At 69.9% G+C, this 19,815-nt stretch carries 20 protein-coding genes; 10 read left to right on the forward strand and 10 right to left on the reverse strand.

The genetic code is table 11. The features are described from left to right. Window positions 1-54 precede the first annotated feature (54 nt). Window positions 55-2,394, reverse strand: a complete 2,340-nt coding sequence (gene ftsH / locus ACFSJG_RS26605) for an ATP-dependent zinc metalloprotease FtsH (RefSeq protein ID WP_378488252.1) — start codon at window positions 2,392-2,394, stop codon at window positions 55-57. A gap of 285 nt (window positions 2,395-2,679) precedes the next feature. On the opposite strand from ftsH, the gene ACFSJG_RS26610 reads away from it, so the two are divergent. Continuing rightward, window positions 2,680-3,312, forward strand: coding sequence for a maleylpyruvate isomerase N-terminal domain-containing protein (locus ACFSJG_RS26610; RefSeq protein ID WP_378488253.1), 633 nt, complete (start codon window positions 2,680-2,682; stop codon window positions 3,310-3,312). Window positions 3,313-3,393: 81 nt separating this feature from the next. Next, window positions 3,394-5,373 (forward strand): serine/threonine-protein kinase, encoded by a 1,980-nt coding sequence (locus ACFSJG_RS26615; RefSeq protein ID WP_378488254.1) that lies wholly within the window; start codon window positions 3,394-3,396, stop codon window positions 5,371-5,373. On the opposite strand, the gene ACFSJG_RS26620 is transcribed toward ACFSJG_RS26615, so the two are convergent. Further along, window positions 5,358-5,927 (reverse strand): dihydrofolate reductase family protein, encoded by a 570-nt coding sequence (locus ACFSJG_RS26620; RefSeq protein WP_378488255.1) that lies wholly within the window; start codon window positions 5,925-5,927, stop codon window positions 5,358-5,360. The two genes, ACFSJG_RS26615 and ACFSJG_RS26620, sit on opposite strands and share 16 nt — an antisense overlap. A gap of 76 nt (window positions 5,928-6,003) precedes the next feature. Between ACFSJG_RS26620 and ACFSJG_RS26625 the strand changes: the two genes are divergently transcribed. Beyond that, window positions 6,004-6,582 carry a TetR/AcrR family transcriptional regulator gene (locus ACFSJG_RS26625; RefSeq protein WP_378488256.1) on the forward strand — a complete coding sequence of 193 codons (579 nt, stop codon included), beginning with the start codon at window positions 6,004-6,006 and terminating at the stop codon, window positions 6,580-6,582. Between the two features lie 7 nt (window positions 6,583-6,589). Here the strand turns inward: ACFSJG_RS26625 and ACFSJG_RS26630 are convergent, their stop codons facing one another. From ACFSJG_RS26630 to dacB, 5 genes are read right to left on the reverse strand one after another with little or no spacing between them, the layout of a single operon-like run. Further along, a complete protein-coding gene (locus tag ACFSJG_RS26630) occupies window positions 6,590-7,927 on the reverse strand; it encodes an amidase (protein ID WP_378488257.1) in 1,338 nt (445 codons plus the stop codon). 24 nt (window positions 7,928-7,951) lie between these two features. Then, window positions 7,952-8,506 carry a hypoxanthine phosphoribosyltransferase gene (hpt, locus tag ACFSJG_RS26635; RefSeq protein WP_378488258.1) on the reverse strand — a complete coding sequence of 185 codons (555 nt, stop codon included), beginning with the start codon at window positions 8,504-8,506 and terminating at the stop codon, window positions 7,952-7,954. Window positions 8,507-8,523: 17 nt separating this feature from the next. Beyond that, a complete protein-coding gene (tilS, locus tag ACFSJG_RS26640) occupies window positions 8,524-9,522 on the reverse strand; it encodes a tRNA lysidine(34) synthetase TilS (protein WP_378488259.1) in 999 nt (332 codons plus the stop codon). Next, on the reverse strand, window positions 9,519-10,571 hold the full coding sequence (locus ACFSJG_RS26645; protein ID WP_378488260.1) for a zinc-dependent metalloprotease: 1,053 nt from the start codon (window positions 10,569-10,571) through the stop codon (window positions 9,519-9,521). Before ACFSJG_RS26645 ends, tilS begins: the two co-directional genes overlap by 4 nt. Then, window positions 10,568-11,977 (reverse strand): D-alanyl-D-alanine carboxypeptidase/D-alanyl-D-alanine endopeptidase, encoded by a 1,410-nt coding sequence (dacB, locus tag ACFSJG_RS26650; protein WP_378488261.1) that lies wholly within the window; start codon window positions 11,975-11,977, stop codon window positions 10,568-10,570. The genes ACFSJG_RS26645 and dacB overlap by 4 nt, the downstream gene beginning before the upstream one ends. Before the next feature lie 132 nt (window positions 11,978-12,109). Here dacB and ACFSJG_RS26655 point away from each other — a divergent pair, with 132 nt between their 5' ends. The 4 genes from ACFSJG_RS26655 (at window position 12,110) to ACFSJG_RS26670 (ending at window position 15,366) form a co-directional block, all read left to right on the forward strand. Next, a complete protein-coding gene (locus tag ACFSJG_RS26655; RefSeq protein WP_378488262.1) occupies window positions 12,110-12,601 on the forward strand; it encodes an inorganic diphosphatase in 492 nt (163 codons plus the stop codon). 144 nt (window positions 12,602-12,745) lie between these two features. After that, the gene (gene lexA, locus ACFSJG_RS26660; RefSeq protein ID WP_378488263.1) at window positions 12,746-13,408 is read left to right on the forward strand and encodes a transcriptional repressor LexA; all 663 of its coding nucleotides are present in this window, start codon (window positions 12,746-12,748) and stop codon (window positions 13,406-13,408) included. A gap of 93 nt (window positions 13,409-13,501) precedes the next feature. Next, the gene (locus ACFSJG_RS26665; RefSeq protein WP_378488264.1) at window positions 13,502-14,194 is read left to right on the forward strand and encodes a GntR family transcriptional regulator; all 693 of its coding nucleotides are present in this window, start codon (window positions 13,502-13,504) and stop codon (window positions 14,192-14,194) included. Next, window positions 14,191-15,366: an AbrB family transcriptional regulator gene (locus ACFSJG_RS26670; protein ID WP_378488265.1), complete on the forward strand. Its 1,176-nt coding sequence runs from the start codon at window positions 14,191-14,193 to the stop codon at window positions 15,364-15,366. Before ACFSJG_RS26665 ends, ACFSJG_RS26670 begins: the two co-directional genes overlap by 4 nt. Here the strand turns inward: ACFSJG_RS26670 and ACFSJG_RS26675 are convergent. Together ACFSJG_RS26675 and ACFSJG_RS26680 are read right to left on the reverse strand one after the other, a co-directional pair. Next, on the reverse strand, window positions 15,318-15,824 hold the full coding sequence (locus ACFSJG_RS26675; protein ID WP_378488266.1) for a MarR family winged helix-turn-helix transcriptional regulator: 507 nt from the start codon (window positions 15,822-15,824) through the stop codon (window positions 15,318-15,320). The genes ACFSJG_RS26670 and ACFSJG_RS26675 overlap by 49 nt on opposite strands. A 141-nt stretch (window positions 15,825-15,965) precedes the next feature. Continuing rightward, a complete protein-coding gene (locus ACFSJG_RS26680; protein WP_378488267.1) occupies window positions 15,966-16,793 on the reverse strand; it encodes a crotonase/enoyl-CoA hydratase family protein in 828 nt (275 codons plus the stop codon). Between the two features lie 116 nt (window positions 16,794-16,909). On the opposite strand from ACFSJG_RS26680, the gene ACFSJG_RS26685 reads away from it, so the two are divergent. After that, window positions 16,910-17,434 carry a 2-oxo-4-hydroxy-4-carboxy-5-ureidoimidazoline decarboxylase gene (locus ACFSJG_RS26685; RefSeq protein WP_378488268.1) on the forward strand — a complete coding sequence of 175 codons (525 nt, stop codon included), beginning with the start codon at window positions 16,910-16,912 and terminating at the stop codon, window positions 17,432-17,434. Between the two features lie 6 nt (window positions 17,435-17,440). Here the strand turns inward: ACFSJG_RS26685 and ACFSJG_RS26690 are convergent, their stop codons facing one another. Beyond that, entirely contained in the window at window positions 17,441-18,010 is a 570-nt protein-coding gene (locus tag ACFSJG_RS26690) for a TetR/AcrR family transcriptional regulator (protein ID WP_378488356.1), read from the reverse strand. Window positions 18,011-18,198: 188 nt separating this feature from the next. Between ACFSJG_RS26690 and ACFSJG_RS26695 the strand changes: the two genes are divergently transcribed. After that, window positions 18,199-19,290, forward strand: coding sequence for a hypothetical protein (locus ACFSJG_RS26695; RefSeq protein ID WP_378488269.1), 1,092 nt, complete (start codon window positions 18,199-18,201; stop codon window positions 19,288-19,290). Window positions 19,291-19,337: 47 nt separating this feature from the next. After that, window positions 19,338-19,811, forward strand: coding sequence for a YbaK/EbsC family protein (locus tag ACFSJG_RS26700; RefSeq protein WP_378488270.1), 474 nt, complete (start codon window positions 19,338-19,340; stop codon window positions 19,809-19,811). Window positions 19,812-19,815 lie beyond the last annotated feature (4 nt).

Raw genomic sequence — 19,815 nt, forward strand, 5'->3', positions numbered from 1 at the left:
TCGAACCGTCGGCGAACCCGCCCGTGGCGAGTCTCGTCAAACACTAGCGGGGCCTTACTGCTGCCCGTTCGGCCCGTCCCAACGCTGCGTCTGCCCGTCCTTGTCCTCGGTCGGAGGGTGCGACGGCTGCGGCGGCGGGTTCCACTGCGGGTATCCGGCGTACGGATTCTCCTGCTCCGGGTACGGACTCGTCGCGGGACGTGCGTGCTGGGCGTCGCCACGCGGAGGCCAACCCGGTGCCGACCATCCGGCCGGGGCGCCGTAGTCGGGGACCGACCCCTGCGGCTGCTGTTGCTGCGGCGGATACGTCGGGTACCCGGCGGGCGGGACCTGGTAACCGTTCTGCGGCTGCGGAGGAGCGGGCTGCTGCGGGACGGGCTGCGGCGCAGCCGGCTGCTGGACCGGCTGGGGGCCGGTGGCGCGGCTCGCGTACGTCGGGATCCGGGAGGGCTCCTCCGGCAACGGCTCCCCGCGCTCGATCGCGAGTTCCTTCGGCGTCTTGATCGGCGGCTTCTCCGACGGGGTGCGACCGCCGAAGTCGTTGAACGCGGTGATCCGCGGCCGCTTCTCGACGCTCGTGAAGATCTTCTCCAGGTCCTTGCGGGTCAGCGTCTCGTGCTCGAGCAACTCCCCTGCCAGGACGTCGAGGACGTCGCGGTACTCGTTGAGGATCGACCAGGCCTCGGTGTGCGCGGCCTCGATGAGGTTGCGAACCTCTTCGTCGATCTCCCGGGCGACCTCGTGCGAGTAGTCGGACTGCTGGCCCATCGACCGGCCGAGGAACGGGTCTCCGCCCTCCTGCCCGTATCTGACGGCGCCGAGCTTCGCGCTCATGCCGTATTCGGTGACCATCGCGCGGGCGATCTTCGTCGCCTGGTCGATGTCCGATGACGCGCCGGTGGTCGGCTCGTGGAACACCAGTTCCTCGGCGGCGCGGCCGCCCATCGCCATGACCAGGCGGGCGATCATCTCCGAGCGGGTCATCAGGCCCTTGTCGTCCTCCGGCACCGTCATGGCGTGGCCGCCGGTGCGACCGCGGGCCAGGATGGTGACCTTGTAGATCGGCTCGATGTCCGGCATCGCCCACGCGGCGAGGGTGTGCCCACCCTCGTGGTACGCGGTGATCTTCTTCTCGTGCTCGCTGATGATGCGGCTCTTGCGCCGGGGGCCGCCGATTACGCGGTCCACGGACTCCTCGAGCGCGGCCTCGGTGATGACGGCACCGTTCTCGCGGGCGGTGAGCAGGGCGGCTTCGTTGATGACGTTTGCCAGGTCCGCGCCGGACATGCCGACGGTCCGCTTGGCGAGGCCCTCGAGGTCCGCGTGCTGGTCGAGCGGCTTGCCCTGCGAGTGCACCCGCAGGATGGCGCGGCGACCGGCGAGGTCCGGGTTGGTGACCGGGATCTGGCGGTCGAAGCGGCCCGGACGGAGCAGCGCCGGGTCGAGGATGTCAGGGCGGTTCGTCGCGGCGATCAGGATGATGCCCTGGCGGTCGCCGAAGCCGTCCATCTCGACGAGCAGCTGGTTGAGGGTCTGCTCGCGTTCGTCGTGGCCGCCGCCCAGTCCGGCGCCACGCTGGCGGCCGACCGCGTCGATCTCGTCGACGAAGATGATGCACGGGCTGTTCTGCTTGGCCTGCTCGAACAGGTCTCGAACGCGGGAGGCGCCGACACCGACGAACATCTCCACGAAGTCGGAACCGGAAATCGTGAAGAACGGAACCCCGGCCTCGCCGGCGACCGCGCGGGCGAGCAGGGTCTTGCCGGTGCCGGGCGGGCCGTACAGCAGCACACCCTTCGGGATCTTCGCGCCCAGCGCCTGGTAGCGCGACGGGTTCTGCAGGAAGTCCTTGATCTCGTAGAGCTCTTCGACGGCCTCGTCGGCGCCTGCGACGTCAGCGAATGTCGTCTTCGGCATGTCCTTCGAGAGCTGCTTGGCCTTCGACTTGCCGAAGCCCATGACCCCGCCACGCCCTCCGCCCTGCATGCGGCCCATCACGAAGACGAACAGACCGAGGAGGATGACCATCGGCAGCACGAACAGCAGGATCTGGGTGAGCCAGCTCTGGGTGCTCACCTTGGTGTTGTACTTCTCGAGTCCGGCTTCCTGGACCTCGGTGAAGATCTGCTCGGACGCCGCACTCGGGTACTTCGCGAGGATCTGCGTCGCGTTCTCGGTCGCGTCATTGCCCTGCTTGAGGGTCAACCGGATCTGCTGCTCGCGGTCGTCGATCTGCGCATCGGTCACGTTCTTCGCGTCGAGCTGCGCGATAGCGACCGAGGTGTCGACCGTCGTGTATCCGCGGGTGTCGTTGGCGAAGTAGCTGAACGCGTAGATGATCAGCAGGATGCCGGCGACAATCGCCAGGTTGCGAAACACTGTCTTGCGATTCATACAGGTTCAGCCGCTACGGGCCAGTCCTTTCCAGTTCCGGTCGAGCCGTTCCAGCTCGGGTCGAGCTCGGGTGCGCCGGCGTTCCGGCTGCTCACCGGATGATCACAAGATTACCGCGAACCCCACCCGGGTCATCCGATTGCACTCGCCGTGCGGACGCGCGTGACGCACACGTGCCTCCATCGCGACAACGTACGGGCGGGCGGCACGGTTCCGGCGGACGTTCGGGCGACACGTGACGTCCGTCGCACCCGGTGTCCGGGGCCGCGCCTACGCTCTGCTGTCATGACGCTCCCCTATCCGCAGGTCGTCGACCAGGTCGCTCGCGCGCAGTCCCGCCTCGAGGCAACGCTGTCCACCCTCACCGAGGAGCAGGCACGCGGCGCGTCGGGGCTCCCCGGCTGGACTCGCGGGCACGTGGCCACGCACCTGGCCCGCAACGCGGACGGTCTTCGGAGGTTCGTCCTCGGCGTCCAGTCGGGCGAGCCACAGGAGATGTACCCCGGCGGCCCGCCCGCCCGGGCCGCCGCGATCGAGGAAGGCGCGGACCGGCCCGTCGAGCTGCTCGTCGCGGACGTCCGGTTCGCGGGGCGCAGGCTCGTGGACGATCTCGCGACACTCGAACCGGGGCAGTGGGACGTCGAAGTGAAGTGGCGGCAACCCGTCACCGCAGGGCAGATCCCGACGCTGCGCTGGCGGGAACTCGAGATCCACCACCTCGACCTGGACCTCGGCCACACGTGCACGGACTGGCCGGAGGAGTTCGTCGAGTCAACGCTCGATTCGCAGCTTCCGCAACTCGCCGCCGTCGCACCGGACCTGACGGTCCCCGACCTTCCGCGGGCGGAGCTGCTCGCATGGCTGATCGGCAGGCCCACCACGCCGGACCTGCCCGTTCCACCGCCCTGGCCTTTCTGATCGGCGCGGTCGGTGACCGCGGGCGCCGACCGCGGCGGCGTCGATCGGCTTATCCTGAAGTCCCGTCACCATCCACTGCCCATGTCGAATCCCCCGGTACCCGACACCGCAGCCGACGCGACACAGCGCGCCGACGAGGTGACGCGCGCCGACGGAACCGAACTCGACGGAACCCGCACCGCCGCTGCGCCCGCCACCGCACCGACCGCGACAGCACCCGCGAGCGGCGACCCGACCGCTCCGGCCGGGGACCGGTTCACCCTCGACGACCTCGACGTCGGCGACCGGATCGACGACTTCGATCTCCTGGTGGCACTCGGCCGCGGCGCGTTCGCCCGGGTGTTCCTGGCCCGGCAGCGGTCGCTGCAACGGCTCGTCGCGGTGAAGATCTCCCGCGACCACGGGACCGAGCCGCAGACCCTCGCCCAGCTCGACCACGACTACATCGTCCGCGTCTTCGACCAGCGCCTCGTCCCCGAACTGGAGATGAAGGTGCTGTACATGCAGTACGTGCCGGGCGGCACGCTGCTGTCGGTGCTGCGGCGCGTCCGGCAGGTCCCGCCCGCGCAACGGTCCGGCGATCTGCTGCTCGACGCGGTGGACGCCACCCTTGCCGCGAAGGGCGAGATCGTGCCTGCCGAGTCCAGCGTCCGCGCCGAGATCGCCGCGCTGACCTGGCCGGAGACGGTCGCCTGGCTCGGCAGGCGACTGGCCGACGCCCTCGACTACGCCGGCCGCCGCGGGGTGCTGCACCGCGACGTGAAGCCGGCGAACGTGTTGTTGACGGCGGAGGGCGTACCGAAGCTGGCCGATTTCAACATCAGCTTCGACCAGTCGGTCGTGGGAACGAACCCGACCTCCTACTTCGGCGGGTCGTTGTCGTACATGTCCCCCGAGCAGCTCAGTGCCTGCCATCCGGGGCGATCCGGAGTGGCCGACGACCTCGACACGCGGAGCGACGTGTACTCGCTCGGTGTCGTGCTGTGGGAACTGCTCACCGGGCAGCGCCCGTTCCCCGACGTCCCGGGCGCCGAGCCGCTCGACGGAATGCTGACACTGCGTGAGGCAGGCGTCGGCGACGAGGCTGTCTCAGCGCTGCCCCCGGACTGCCCGGCGACGCTCGCGAGGGTCCTGCGTACGTGCCTCGACCCCGATCCGGAGGGGCGGTGGCCGAGTGGCGCGGAGTTGTCACGACAGTTCGAACTCTGCCTCGACCCCCATGCACGTGACCTGGTGGACCCGCCGCCGAGTCGGCGACGCAAGCTGCTGCAACGCTGGACGGTGCCGATCCTGGTCGCGGCGGTCGCCGTCCCCAACGCGCTGGCCGGGGCGTACAACTACCACCACAACAAGACGCTGATCATCGACAACCTCGCCCCGCTCGTCCAGCGGAACTTCGACCAGATCCAGTACGTCATCAACGCGATCGCGTTTCCGCTCGGCGCCGTCATCCTGCTCTACATGTGCCGATATCCCCTGACCGTGCCCCGCGGGCTGCGGAAGGGCAGGCGCTACGACGCCCGGACGCTCGCCCGGGCACGCACCGACACACTGCTCCTCGGCGACCGGGTCGTCGCGGTCGTGTTCACCCTGTGGGCGATCGCGGGACTCGTATATCCGGTGACGCTGCAGATCATCGCCGGCGGCATTCCCGGGCGGGCGTACGTGCACTTTCTCGGGTCACTCCTGGTGTGCGGCGCGATCGCGGTCGCGTACCCGTTCTTCTTCGTCACCTTCTACGCCGTCCGATACCTGTACCCGGTGCTGCTCCCGCTCGGCATCACCAGCAGCGACGACGACCGGCAGCTCCGTGGCCTGGACCGGCGCAGCACCCGCTACCTCGCCGTCGCCGCGTCCGTGCCGCTCGTCGCGGTCGCGGGGGTGACGTTCCTGACTCCCGACCAGATCGGGCAGGTCATCGGTGCGGTGCGGGTGCTGGCGGTGGGCGCGATCTTCGCCTTCGTCGGCGCCTACTGGTTGTTCCGACAGCTCGAAACCGACTTGCGGGCCCTGGAAAGGGTGGTCTCCCACGAGTCGGCGACTCGTCAGGTGCGGTCGTAGTTCAGCACCGTCGTGCCGTTGTCGAAGGTGCGGGAGCCGGTCAGGGTGAACGACGTCGGCCGGAAGTCACCGGCGAACATCCGAACGCCGTCGCCCGCGACCACCGGGTACAGCTTGACGATCATCTCGTCGATCTCCGCGAGCAGCGCGGCAGCGAGCGTGCCGCCACCCGCAAGGTAGATGTCCTTGCCGTCCTCGTGTTTGAGGCGACGGACCAGGTCGACCGGGTCGCCGGAGTGCACCTCGACGTCCGGGTGGTCCACGGCGTCGACGGTGGTGGACACGACGTACTGGCGCAGCGGGGAGTAGGGGCTCGCGATTCCAGCGGCCATCGCCGGCTCGTAGGTGCCCCGGCCCATGACCACGGCGTCGTAGCGAACCGGGGCGGCCTCGAGTCCGATGGCCTCACGAACGTGAGCGGGCACCACCTCGGGGAACCGGGTGTTCATGTATTCGGACAGGTCGCTCCCGACCGGGTAGAAGTCCCACTCCCCGCCGGGACCTGCGATGTAACCGTCGAGTGACGTTCCGACGTAGTACACGAGTTTGCGCATGCTCCACCCCAGTTCTCGAGCCAAACCACTATGCTTACAGTGATCCGAACGTAGTACTACAAATGGAGTGGCGTCAATGGTGAGACGAAACCCGGAGCGACGAGCCGCACTCGTCGACGCCGCCATCGAGGTCCTGGCACGTGACGGGGCCCGCGGCCTGACATTCCGAGCCGTCGACGCCCAGGCCGCGGTACCCGCAGGCACCGCGTCGAACTACTTCACCAACCGCGACGACCTGTTCACCCAGGCCGGAAGCCGCATCTACGAGCGACTGCAACCCGACGCACCCACAGTCGCCAACAGCCTCGCCGGCCCCCGCGACCGCGCCCACGTGGTCGAGTTGATGCACGAACTTGTCGATCGGATCAGCGCGTTCCGCACCGGCTATCTCGCACTGCTCGAACTACGACTGGAGGCGACCCGACGGCCGGAACTACGCGCCGTCCTCACCGCCCGGATCCGCGACGACGTCGAGGCGAACGTCGCCTACCACCTCGACTCCGGGCTCCCCGGCGACACGACCACGGTCCTCACGCTCTACCTCGCCATGAACTGGCTGATCGTCGAACACCTCACGCTGCCGGACGTCTTCCCCCCGGACCGGATGCGCGACCTGGTCACCTCGGTCGTGGAGCGCGTGCTTCCCCCCGAGTAGCAGCGGATCACACCGGCGCGACCCGCTGCCAGGGCAGCACCGACTCCAGTTGCGCCGCCACCGACAGGATTCGGCCCTCGCCGCCGGGCGGGGCCGCGATCTGCACCCCGACCGGCGTGCCCGTACCCGGATGGATGCCGAGCGGCACACTCGCCGCGGGCCACCCGGCGAGGTTCCACAGCGACGGGAAGGGTGCGTACCGAATGTTCGCGACGAGGTTCGACGGCCACGACCTGTCGCTCCATCGGTGCGCGGTGATGGGCGGGGACGCGAGTGTCGGGGTGATGACGACGTCGTGATCGGCGAAGAAGCCGCGCAGCAGCTGCTCGACGTGGTCGACCTGTCCGGGAGTCACCCAGCGGCGCAGCGCTTTTCCGGCCGCGACATGCCCGCGGGTGCGGCGTTGCAGCAACGTGTGGTTCAGCTCTGCGGCGTCCGCGGCCGTCCCCGCCGTCCACCGGGCCAACAGCGGAAGCGGATTCGACGGGTACGGAATCGCCGCGGTGGCGACGTGATGACCGAGACCGCCGAGCACGACACCGGCACGTTCGGCAGCCGCCCGCCAGTGCGGGTCGACCCGGACCGTCGGCAACGGCGACCGCACCGACACCGCGATCCGCAGGGTGCCGGGGTCCGCAGTCACGGCGAGTTCCGGCCGGTCCGCCATCACCGACAGCATCAACGCCGCATCGGCGACGGTCGTCGCCATCGGCCCGTTCTCCGACATCCCGAACCAGGAATCGACGCCCAGTTCCGCGGGCACCACTCCCCTGCCCGGCTTGATCCCGAACACTCCGCACGCCGCCGACGGGATGCGGATCGAGCCCATGCCGTCGGCGCCGTGGGCAACCGGAACCATCCCGGACGCGACTGCGACCGCCGAGCCGCCCGACGAGCCGCCCGACGTCACGCCCGGATTCCACGGATTGCGCGTCACCGCGTCGGCGGTGTCCGTCGCGCCCCACACGCACAACTCCGGGACTGCGGTCAGCCCGACGACAACGGCGCCCGCCGCCCGCAGGCGCGCCACGACCGGGTGATCCGCGGTCGCGGGTTCGACGGGCGACGCCTTCGAACCGTTGCCGAGTCGGTGACCGGCAACGGGAACGTTGTCCTTGACGGCGATCGGGACCCCGGCCAGGGGCAGCGTCGCCAGGTCGCGACGGTCGGCCACCGCGGCGGCCTCCTCGCGCGCCTGCTCGGCGCGGACGGCCACGAACGCTCCGAGGCGCGGGTCGTTCGCGGCGATCCTGGCGAGCGCGTCGTCGACGGCGTCCAGGGGTGCGAGATCCCCCGAGCGCACCCGTGCGGCGATGGAGGCGGCGGTGAAATCCGGGTCCATCACCCGATTATGCGCGGAGCGGCTGGGTCAGCCGCCGTACACACCGGGTTCGAGGGTGCCGATGTACGGCAGGTCGCGGTAGCGCTCCGCGTAGTCCAGTCCGTAGCCGACGACGAACTCGTCGGGGATGTCGAAGCCGACCCAGTCGACGTCGACGTCGATCTTGGTGGCCTCCGGCTTGCGCAGCAGGGTCACCACGGTCAACGACGCGGGGTTGCGCGTCTTGAGATTCCGGATCAACCAGGACAGGGTCAGGCCCGAGTCGATGATGTCCTCGACGATCAGCACGTCGCGGCCGGCGATGTCCTTGTCGAGGTCCTTGAGGATGCGCACGACACCGGACGACGACGTGGACGAACCGTAGGAGCTGACGGCCATGAATTCCATCTGGGTGGGGATCGGCAGCGCACGCGCGAGGTCGGTCATGAAGAAGATCGCGCCCTTGAGCACACCGACGAGCAGCAGATCGCCCTCGGGCGCACCGGTGGGGTATCTCTCGGCGATCGCGGCGGCCAGCTCGGCCGTCTTCTCGCGAATCTCCTCTTCGGAGATCAGAACCGATGCGATGTCGCCTTCGTACACGGCGTGTGCCCCTTTGTTCATCGACCTGCGGGTTCGCTCGTGACGTACCCGACCGACAGCCTGCCATGCCGCCGCGTGAGCACCAACCTGACGCCGTCGCGCCCACCGCCGAGCGCGACGCCACCCTGACCGCGCCACCGTCCGACCAGGTCGTCGGCGGCGCGCAACTGCACATCGGTGAGCCCGCCGACCCCCGTGACCTGCAGCCATTCTCGCACCGCCCGCCTGCGGACCGCTGGATGCGCCGCGCCGAGAACGTCGGTGTCGAGTTCGTCACCCACGGTCGCGGCACGCCTCAGGTCGGTCGCGGCGGCGTCGAGGAATTCCCCGTCCTCCTGCAGGTGGGTCGCGGTCCGGGCCAGCGCCCGCGCGACCCCGCCACCGAGGATCTGCTCCAGCAGCGGCAGCGCCTCGGTCCGCAACCGGACGCGCGTGAAAACCGGGTCCGCGTTGTGCGGATCGATCCACGGCTGCATCCCCAACTCGCCACAGGCCTGTTCGGTGACGCCCCGCCGGACCGCCAGGAGCGGTCGCGCCCACGGGTCGTCCCAGTCGCGCATCCCGGCGATGGACCTCGGTCCCGACCCGCGGGACAGTCCGAGGAGCACCGTCTCGGCCTGGTCGTCGAGGGTGTGACCCAGCAGGACGGGACGGTCCGCACGGGCCCCGCGCAGCGCGCCGTAGCGGGCGGCACGCGCAGCCGCCTCCACACCACCCGGCCCGGTCACCTCGACCTCGAGCACACGGGCCGACGCACATCCCAGCGTGCGGGCACGATTGGCGGCCCGCTCCGCGACGTCACCGGAACCGTCCTGCAGGCGATGGTCGACGACGAGGGCGTGCACCTCGCCCACCTCGGCGACGGCCGCGGCGGTCAACGCCAGCGAGTCCGCGCCACCCGACAGTGCCACCGCCACCGCGTCCGCTGGTCCGTGCGCGGCGAGCCAGCGTCGGACGCCGTGCCGAACCTCCAGGAGCGCGGGCCCTTCGGGGAGGCGGCCGCGCTGCCCGGTCATGCCAGGACCCGGTCGATCCACGCCTGCGGGTTCCCGATCTCCTCGGTCCGCGGAAGCGTCTCCGGTCCGGTCCAGATCGCGTTGAACTCGTCCATCCCGACCTGCTCGACGACGGCGTCGACGAACGCCTTTCCGCGTACGTACTGCGCCATCTTCGCGTCGACGCCGAGCAGGGCCCGCAGCAGCCGCTGCACCGGATTGCTCTGCGTCGCACGGCGCTGGTCGAAGGCCCGGCGGATCCGGGCAACCGACGGGACGACGTCCGGCCCGACCGCGTCCATCACGTGATCGGCGTGCCCCTCGAGGAGGGTGCCCAGCATCAGCAGCCGGTCGAGGGCCTCGCGCTGGGGTTGTGCCTGCGTGGCCCTGAGCAGGCCGACGATGCCGCGTTCCTCGGGTGGCTGATCCTTCCCCTGACGCAGCGACTGCACCGCTCCGGTGAGCCTGCTCGCGAGGTCGACGATCGAGTCGTCGCCGATCTCGCCGAGCGTCGCGACCGTCTCCCGCATGTAGTCGGCGATCCACGGCGCCGACGAGAACTGGACCCGGTGCGTCACCTCGTGCAGGCACACCCACAACCTGAAGTCCGACGGCGACACCTTCAGGGCCTTCTCGACTGCGACGACGTTCGGCGCCACCAGCAGCAGCGTGCCGTGTGTGCCGGTGAACGGGTCGTACTGGCCGAGGATGGCGGAGGACAGGAACGCGAGCATGGCCCCCGCCTGCATACCGGCCGGGCGGCCCCCGAACAGTCCGGTCCTGGTGTCGGCGTCGTCGCCGGTCAGGTTGGCCATCGACGCGGAGGCGGCCCTGATCCAGCCGCTCCGGTCGACGATCCGGGCCTGTGGCACCGGGAGCCCGTCGGCGAGACCGGTGACCTCACGGACGGGGCCTTCGGCGCGGACCGACGCGTCGGCCAGCTCCGCGACAACCTGTTCGGCCTCCTCGCGGGTGCTCCGTGGCCCGGACCGGACCAGCCGGACACCGGTGCGCGCGGCGACCTCCCAGTCCACCGCCCCACCGAGTCCACCGGTCCGGTCATCGGTCATGCGCACCCACAGGACCGCAATGTCGAGGCGATGGCATCGAGGGCGGGCCGGCTGACGTCCGGCGAACGGTCGTTGGACATCAGAGCGAACGCGAGAACCCGGTCGCCAACGTCGGTGACGTACCCGACGAGCGCACTGGCCTGCGACAACGTCCCGGTCTTCGCGCGCACCCAACCCGCGCCCGCGCCGGTCCCGTACCGGGCAGACAGGGTGCCCGTCGCCCCCGCGACCGGCAGGTCGTCGAGCATCGGCCGCAGCTCGGGCATATCGTCGCCGGTGGCCGCTGTGAGGATCTCGTCGAGCAGCCGAGCCGGGATGCGGTCGTCGACGGACAGTCCACTCGCGTCGTGGAGCGCGACGCCCCCGACGTCGAATCCGGCGTCGGAAAGGACCTTCACGATCGCGGAGGTCGCACCGGCGAACGAGGGTTCGGCACCGACCTCGGCGGCGATCTCCCGGCCGATCGTCTCCGCGAGCACGTTGTCGGAGTGCTCCATCATCTGTCCGAGACGGTTCCGCAGCGGCGCCGACTCGACGGAGGCGAGCGGAGCGGCACCGGACGGAGCGACGCCGGCCGTGACCCGGTCGTCGGGGACACCGAACGCGGCGGCGAGCGCACGCCCGGCATCGAGCGCGGGTGTGGCGCTGCGGGACGACTCGTCGACGAGTGCCTCGCGGCGGGCGCCGTCGAGCATCACGGGTTCGATCGGTGCGATGTAGCCGGCGGCGATGTCGGTGGGCATCCAGCCGCGGGCCATCGCTTGCTCGCTGTAGGCGCTGGAGTCGACGACGACCGACTCCACGACCGCTCCCGAGCGGCGGATCTGCTCGACGAGGTCGTCGAGCCGGGGTCCACCCGGGTAGTAGCCGGGTTGTCCGGCCGGCTGCGCCGTGAGCGTGGGATCACCGCCGCCGACGAGCACGATCTGTCCCGGCTCGGAACCCTGTACGACTCGGGTCGCGACGCGATGTTCCGGGGGCAACGCCAGAAGCGCCGCCGCGGCGGTGAGCACCTTGGCGGTCGACGCCGGGATCATCGGGGTGTCGGGGCCCTGACTCCAGAGGACCTTCCCGCTGACCGCGTCCGACACCACGCCGGTGAAGGCACCGAGGTCGGGGTTGGCGAGCACCGGCGCCAGCGCCGCGGCCAGCGCCTCGGGCGTGGGGGTCGGGGCGCTGTCCGGAACCGGCGTGACCTGCGGGTTCGCGGTCACGGGCGGCGGCGCCGCCACCGTCGCCTGCGCTTCGGACGCCGACCCGAAGCCGGGCTGCTGTATGACGAGGAATGCGCCGACGGCGGCAGCGACGCCGACGGCGACCACCCCCAGCAGGAGCCGAACCCGTGTGCGCCGTCGCGCGGCCAGGGACCCGATCTTGCGGTCCTTCGCCCCTGCCTTGCCCAACATCCCTCCGAACGATCGCTGGTGGTGCCGGATGCATCCACCCGGCTGCTGCACAGTCGTACTTCGTCCACCATTATCCCTGACCGGGTAGCCTGTCCGTCGCACCATTCACCTGAGGCAAAGCGAGGAAGACGCGTGTCGTTCGACGTCACCATCGAGATCCCCAAGGGTCAGCGCAACAAGTACGAGGTCGACCACGTGACCGGCCGCGTCAAGCTCGACCGCTACCTGTACACCTCGTTCGGCTACCCCGCCGACTACGGCTACATCGAGGACACCCTCGGTGAGGACGGCGATCCGCTGGACGCGATGGTGCTGCTGCCCGAGTCGGTGTTCCCCGGCGTGATCGTCGAGGCCCGCCCGGTCGGCATGTTCAAGATGGTCGACGAGGCCGGCGGCGACGACAAGGTTCTGTGCGTGCCCGCGGGCGACCCGCGCTGGGACCACGTCCAGGACATCTCCGACGTGTCTCAGTTCGAGCTGGACGCGATCAAGCACTTCTTCGTCCACTACAAGGACCTCGAGCCGAACAAGCACGTCACCGGCGCCGACTGGGTCGGCCGCGAGGAGGCCGAGAAGGTAATCGCGGAGGCGTTCGAGCGCCTGAAGGCCAACGGCGGCCACTGAGCCCACCCCGCACTCTCGGCTGAAGGTGCCGTTCGTTCGGTTGAACCGAATGACCGGCACCTTCAGCCGTTTTCGGGGGCCGCTGCCGTCCGGCCGGCGGACGGATTGCGGGCGGTGTCGGCGGCTCCCTCTACGATCACGCCCGTGACCGGATACGACGACCTCGACCCCTTCGGCGGACTCGACGCCTCGACACTGCCCGAACGCCAGCAGCGCATCCTCGTGGCGATCCGGGACTGGGTTGTCGCGCACGGATATTCGCCGAGCACCCGGCAGATCGCCGACGAGGTCGGCCTGCAGTCGACGTCGACGGTATCCAGGCACCTGAAGTCCTTGGAGGACAAGGGCTTCCTGAGTCGGAGCGCGGCTGTGTCCCGACCGGTCGACGTGCGACCGTTCCTGCACGGCACCACCGCTCGCAGCGGGTCGGACGGAGCGGTGGAGGTGCCCGTCGTGGGCGACATCGCCGCGGGCACACCGATCCTCGCCGAGCAGCATGCCGACGACGTACTGTCCCTGCCTCGCGATCTGGTCGGTTCCGGCACCGTGTTCGGACTGCGGGTGCGCGGCGACTCGATGGTCGACGCCGCGATCTGCGACGGCGACATCGTCGTGGTCCGTCAGCAGCAGGAGGCACATTCGGGGCAGATCGTCGCAGCGATGATCGACGACGAGGCGACCGTGAAGGTGTACCGCCGCCGGGGCGGCCACGTGTATCTCGAGCCGCGCAACGACGCCTATCCCGTGCTCGACGGCGACGAGGCCGTAGTGCTCGGCCGGGTCGTGTCGGTGATGCGCCGGATCTGATCGGGTAGGCGAAGCAGCAGGTCGGAAGCCTGTTCTTTGCTCGCGCGGAAGGTATACCAAGATGTACGCAACCCGGTGAACTATGGTGTATTCATGACCGGGAAGAGCGATCAGGTGTACGAGGGACTGCGGCAGGACATCCTCACCGGGGCACTGCGCCCCGGCGAATCCCTGAGCGCGGTCGCCGTCTGCTCCCGATTCGACGCGTCCCGCACCCCGGTTCGGCAGGCCTTCCTCCGGCTCGAATCCGAGGGGCTCGTCAGCCTGCTCGACCGGCAGGGTGCACGGGTCGCACCGATCTCGATTCAGAACGTGCGCGATCTCTTCGAACTGCGCATCCTGCTCGAGGGCGCCGCCCACCGCAGCGTCGCCGAGGACTGCGCGCACGACCGCCCCGCACACGACGAGTTCGCCGGTCTCGTCACCGGATTCGAGGCCGTCGCCGCCGAGGAACCCTCGGAGTCCCGACGAACTCGTTTCTACGAACTCACCGAAGCCTTCGACCAGGCGGTCGTACGGCACCTGCACAACAGGCATCTGGCACGCACCATCGCGGACCTGCGTCCGCACAGCGACCGGCTGCGCAACATCGCACACTCCGTACCCGAACGCCTCGACCTGTCCCTCGCCGAGCACCTCGCCATGGTCCGGGCCGTCGTCGCGCACGACGGCACCGCCGCCGAGACGGCGTGCACAGAACACCTCGCCCGAACGCGAACCGCCGTCCTCGACGCCGTCCTCGATCCGCGCGGGAGAGGCGACCGGATCGACGTCGTGACCGCATGACCGCGACGGCGCCCGAACGCACCGCACCCGACACTCGCCGTCGGGGCGCCGTCGCCGTCGCGCGCTGGTGCGGGCTGCTGACGCTGTCCCTTGCGGGTTGGTGGCTGTTCGACCGCATCGGTCTCGCCGCCCCGGAACTGTTCGCCGCCCTCCTCGCCGCGATCGCGCTGGCCCTCACCGGCGTCGGGCCGGCTCGACCGTCCCGACCGGTGGGCATGGCGGCGCAGGGCACGCTCGCCGTGTCCATCGGGATGTCGGTCCGGCCCGACATGGTGTCGCAGCTCGGAGCCCAGTGGCTGCCGATCGTGACCGTCGCGGCGGCCACACTTCTGCTCTCGGTCGGTGCCGGCGCGCTGCTCGCGTGCCATCGGCTCGTCGACCCGGTGACCGGTGTGCTGTCGATGCTGGCCGGCGGCGCGACCGGACTGGTGGCCGTCGCCGACGAACTGGGCGGCGACGAGAAGGTGGTGGTGATCAGCCAGTACCTACGCGTCGCCCTGGTCGTCCTCACCATGCCGCTCGCGGTGACGTACCTGTTCGCAGCCGATGTCACCGCCCGCGTGGCGCCGACCGACCCGGATGCGGCGCCCTGGTGGATCGGTGCGTTGTTCGCGGCCGCGGCGATCACGGCAGGCACCGGCGCCGCGTCGCTGTTGCGGATCCCGATTCCCGCGACACTGGGACCGCTGGCGCTGACCGCGGCGGTCGAGTTGGCAGGCTGGGTCCCGCACGTCGCGATGCCCGCGGCGATGCTGCCCGCGGCATTCCTGATCATCGGCTGGCAGGCCGGCCTGTCGTTCACCCGTGCCGGACTGCTGGCGCTGGGCCGGATCGCGCTGTGGGCGGTGTCGCTGATCGCGCTGTTGTGCGCGGTGTGCGCCGGACTTGGCGTGGTGCTGTCCGCCTGGACCGGCGCGAGCCTGATGGAGGGCTATCTCGCGACGACGCCCGGCGGCCTCGCGGCGGTCCTCGCGGTCGCGAGCTCCACCGACTCCGACGTCACGCTCGTCGCGACGAGCCAGGTGCTACGCCTGCTGATGATGCTGGCCAGCGCCCCGGTGGTGGTGTGGCTGGCGGCGCGCTGGGCGAGCAGCCGCCGGTACCTCGATCGACGGCACCGCCGTCAGCGGGCGTCGGCCGCTCGCCCGAAGATCGGCCGCATCCGCTCGTAGTCCTCGACGAACCGGTCGAGAAGTCGGGTGAACTCGTTCAGGTCGTCGACCGACCAGTCCGCGACGACGTGGCGCAGCTTCTCGTTGCGGAGTGCGCGGATGCGGGTGGCCGCCTCCCGGCCGCTGTCGGTGACGGCGAGGACGCTGGCGCGACCGTCGGTCGGATCGGGCTGGCGCTCGACGTGACCGCGCTCGACAAGCTGGGTGACCTGCCTGCTGACGGTCGACGGGTCGGAGTACATGACCTCGGCCAGTGCACCCGACCGCATCGGGCCCTCGTTGATCAGCCGGAACAGGCAGGCATAGGCCGCGGGGTCGATACCGTCCGTGGCCTTCGCGTGGGCGATGGTCCGGTCCCTCACCCGCTGCAGCCGGACGAGGTGGTTGCCGATGCGATCAGCGAGGTCCTCGACGTCGCCCTGTGTGGGCACCGTCGCGTGATCGGGCGGGGTTGTCACTGTCGCTCCTCGGGCCTCACTCGACTGCGTGTGTGCCGCAAGTATGTGGCGTGCCCCACCGCTCGGGCAACCGGCCTCCCACTGTCACCAGCGAGTTCCCGGCCGGTTGCCCAGCGTTCGGGTTCGATGTCGCGGCCTGTTCTAGCGACCCTTGAACTCGGGAGCGCGCTTCTGGAACACTGCGGCGATGGCCTCGCCGAGATCCTCGGACGGCAGGAACGCCGAGTTCCACGCGGCGACGTAGCGGAGGCTGTCGTCGACGGCCGGCTTGCGGGTGTGGTCGAGGACCTGCTTGACGCCCTGCACCACGAGGGGCGGGTTGGCGGCGATCGCCGCGGCGGTCTCGTGGGCGGCGGCGAGGGCGGCCTCGGCGTCGGCGAACACGTCGTTGACCAGGCCGATCTTCTCGGCGCGGGCGGCGTCGATGTCCTTGCCGGTCAGGGCGAGTTCGCGGAGGTGTCCGTCGCCGATGATCCGCGGCAGGCGGGCGAGGGTGCCGACGTCGGCGACCATCGCGACCTTCACCTCACGGACGCTGAACTTGGCGTCGGCGCTGGCGTAGCGGATGTCGGCGGCGGAGATGAGGTCGACGGCACCGCCGATGCACCAGCCCTGGACGGCCGCGACGGTGGGCTTGCGACAGTCGGCGACGGCGGTGATGGCGTTCTGCATCTTGCGGATGACACCGTGGAAGTCGGTGCGCGGCGCGGCCTGGGCCTTGTCCGCGAGCACCGGCGCCATGGCGGGTGCCATCGCCTGGAGGTCGAGGCCGAAGGAGAAGTGCTTGCCCTCGCCGGCGAGGACGACGGCGCGGACCTCGGGGTCGGCGTCGAGCTCACCGAACAGCGGTGCCAGTTCGTCCCAGAAGTCGGGGCCCATGGCGTTGCCCTTGCCGGGGCCGGTCAGCGTCACCTGCGCGACGTGGTCCTTGATCTCGACGGTGAAGGCCTTCCAGGCATGTTGAGTCATTACTCAAGAGTAACCTCCCATGCGAGCGCCCGTTAACCTTGTGAAAACTTCATCCACTTGCGCTGGATCGACCCCGGATCACCGCCGACGATGAAGGTGACCATCGGGAGGCCACCATGCTCATGCACCAGGGAATCGGGCTCGACGGGTTCAACGCCCTCGCCGAACGTCGAGCCACCCACGCCCTGTACGAGTGCTGTTCCTCCGTGACCTGGGCGGGCAAGGTGGCATCGGGGCGCCCGTACGACAGCCACGACGAACTGCTGACCAGAGCCGATTCCGAGCTGTTCGAGCTGTCCACCGAAGCCGTCGACATCGCCCTGCAGTCCCATCGCGGGATCGCCCATCGCGTGCGGACCACGACCTCCTCGCTCGAGCAGTGCGCAGTCTGGGCGCCCGACGAGGAGACAATGCTCGCGGTCGTCGTCGCCTGCGACCGCTACCTGAAGCAGTTCGGGTACCCGTACCTGTGGTGCGCGGCGGGACGGGACGCGCGCGATCTGCTCGGCGACCTCGACCTGCGCATGTCCCACTCCCCCGACATCGAACGCAAGACGATGCTCGGAGAACTGGCGAAGGTCAACCGCACCAGGATCGGGCGCATGCTCGGTCCCGAGGGCGGGTACGACAACTACTGCTGACGGCACCTACTGTCGCGGAAACGCGCCGGCGAAGACACCCGCGACCGCGGACTGCACGGCCTGCTGATCCACCTGCTCAGGGTCGACAGCGTGTTCGAGCATGAGCCCCGACACCAGTGCCATCACCGTGATCGCGAGGGTCCGCGCGTCGACGCGGTCGGCGATGCCCCATACCTCGGCTCGCCCGGCGATGAGGTCCTGGAGCTGGCCGCGGAGCGCTCGCCGTTCCCGCAGGTACGCCTCGGCGATGGCGGGTTCACGCGCCGCCTGAACGCCGAACTCCAGGACGAGGAGCGCCCACCCGGGTTCGCCGACCAGCCAGGTGCTGATGGTTTCGCCGCCGCGCCCGGCGGCCGAGGCCACGTCGAGGTCCGCGATCTCCGCGAGCACCCGGCCCGCGAGTTCAAGTGAGCGTTCGGCGAACAGTTCCGCGAACAGGTCCTGCTTCGATTCGAAGTTCGAGTAGACGGCGCCCTTGGTGAATCCGGCGCGGCGGGCGATCTCGGCGAGCTTGGCGGCGGCGAACCCGCGTTCGGCGAATTCGTCGGCGGCGGCGGCGAGCAGTCGGCGCCGCACCTCGTTGCGCGTCGGGCGGGCGAGCGGCTCACCGTGTGGCGTGGCTCGCGGCAGTTGGCGCGCTGTCGCGCTCGACTCAGTTTCCACGATGTCCATTTTCCGGCTTGACGACTCGAAATTTCGATACCTACGGTATTCAATACCTCGGGTATCGACAAGGCTCGGGTACCGACAACGCAGAGGTGGACATGACCACGACGCTCGACACCGGCAGCAGGACCCCGACTCCGGACCCCGACACGAGAACGGAAGGCCGCGGCGCACACCGGTCCACCAGCCCGACCGACCGCTACAGCACGCGGCAGATCCTGGTCGCCGTCGCCATCGGCGTCCTGCTCCTGCAGATCGGTTTCATCACCAGCTACGTCGCCGCGTTCCACCAGCCCACACCCCGCGACATCCCGATCGCCGTGGTCGCGGACCCCGCGCTGCCCGCAGGCACTGCCCAGCAGACGGTCGACCGCCTCAACGGGATCGACGGACATCCGGTCCAGGCGCGGGTCGCCGCGAACACCTACGAGACCCGCACGCTGATCGACGCGCGCGAGGTCATGGGTGGATACGTCATCGCCGCCTCCGGTCCCGACACCCTCGTCGTAGCGAGCGCCGCGGGCAGTTCCGCCGCGACCGCTCTCGAAGGCGTGTTCACGACGGCGACCGCGGACCTGGGCCGGGAGTTCGTCGTCCGCGACGAGGCACCGGTCGGGGTGCACGACAACCGCGGGCTGTCGGGTTTCTACCTGTCGATCGGATGGGTGGTCGGCGGCTACCTGCTCGCCGCCGCGATCGGCCTGCTCATCGGGGCCCCGAGGACGCTGCGCGAAGCCGGCCTGCACACCGCGCTGATGGCGGGCTACGCGATGGTGTCCGGTTTCCTCGGCGCCCTGATCACCGCCAACCTCCTCGGCACCTTCACAGGGCACCTGCTGCCGCTGTCGCTGCTGGGCGCGGGTGTGGTGTTCGCGACCGGCATCTTCACCATGGGACTGCGCGCCGCGATCGGGATCATGGCCGTCCCGCTGGCGATCCTGATCTTCGTGGTGCTCGGAAACCCCAGCGCGGGAGGTGCATTCGGATCGAACGTGCTGCCGTCCTTCTACGCCGCCATCGGCCGGTGGATCACACCGGGCGCCGGAACGGAAGGTGTGCGGAGCATCGTGTACTTCCACTGCACCGGACTCGGACAGCCCGTCGTCACCCTCTGCGTCTACGCCCTCGCAGGGCTCGCGGCGGTGTTCGGCTTCACCGCCGCCAGGTCCCGTGGGACACGTTCCGCCTGACCCGTCCTTGCCGAGCGAACGCGGTCCGGATCGTCCTATGGTGGGGCATGGCGAGGACACTGCATCCGAACGCGGCGAACGTCGCGAGGACGCTGATCTCGCGGGGTCACCACGGGGTGGTGGTCACGCAGGACCAGCCGACCCACACCGCCGAGGAAGCGGCCGCGGTGCTCGGCGTCGACGTCGGCGCGATCACCAAGTCCCTGGTCTTCCTCCTCGACGACGAACCCGTCCTGCTGCTCGTCTCCGGGGCGCACCAGGTGGACACCGAACGAACCGGTAAACGCCTGGAGGGGACGCTGACGCGGGCGCCGGCGTCCCTGGTGCGGGAGGTCACCGGCCAGCCACTCGGCGGGGTGGCGCCCGTCGGGCATCCGACGAACCTGTCCACCTACGTTGACGCCTCACTGGAGGCGTACCCGGAACTGTGGGCGGCCGCAGGTCATCCCAACGCGGTGTTCCGGACGACGTTCCGGGAGCTGGTGCGGATCACCGCGGGGCTGCCCGTCGACGTGAACTGAATCC

The sequence above is a fragment of the Rhodococcus gannanensis genome, assembly GCF_042681175.1.
Lineage (GTDB): Bacteria > Actinomycetota > Actinomycetes > Mycobacteriales > Mycobacteriaceae > Rhodococcus_G > Rhodococcus_G gannanensis.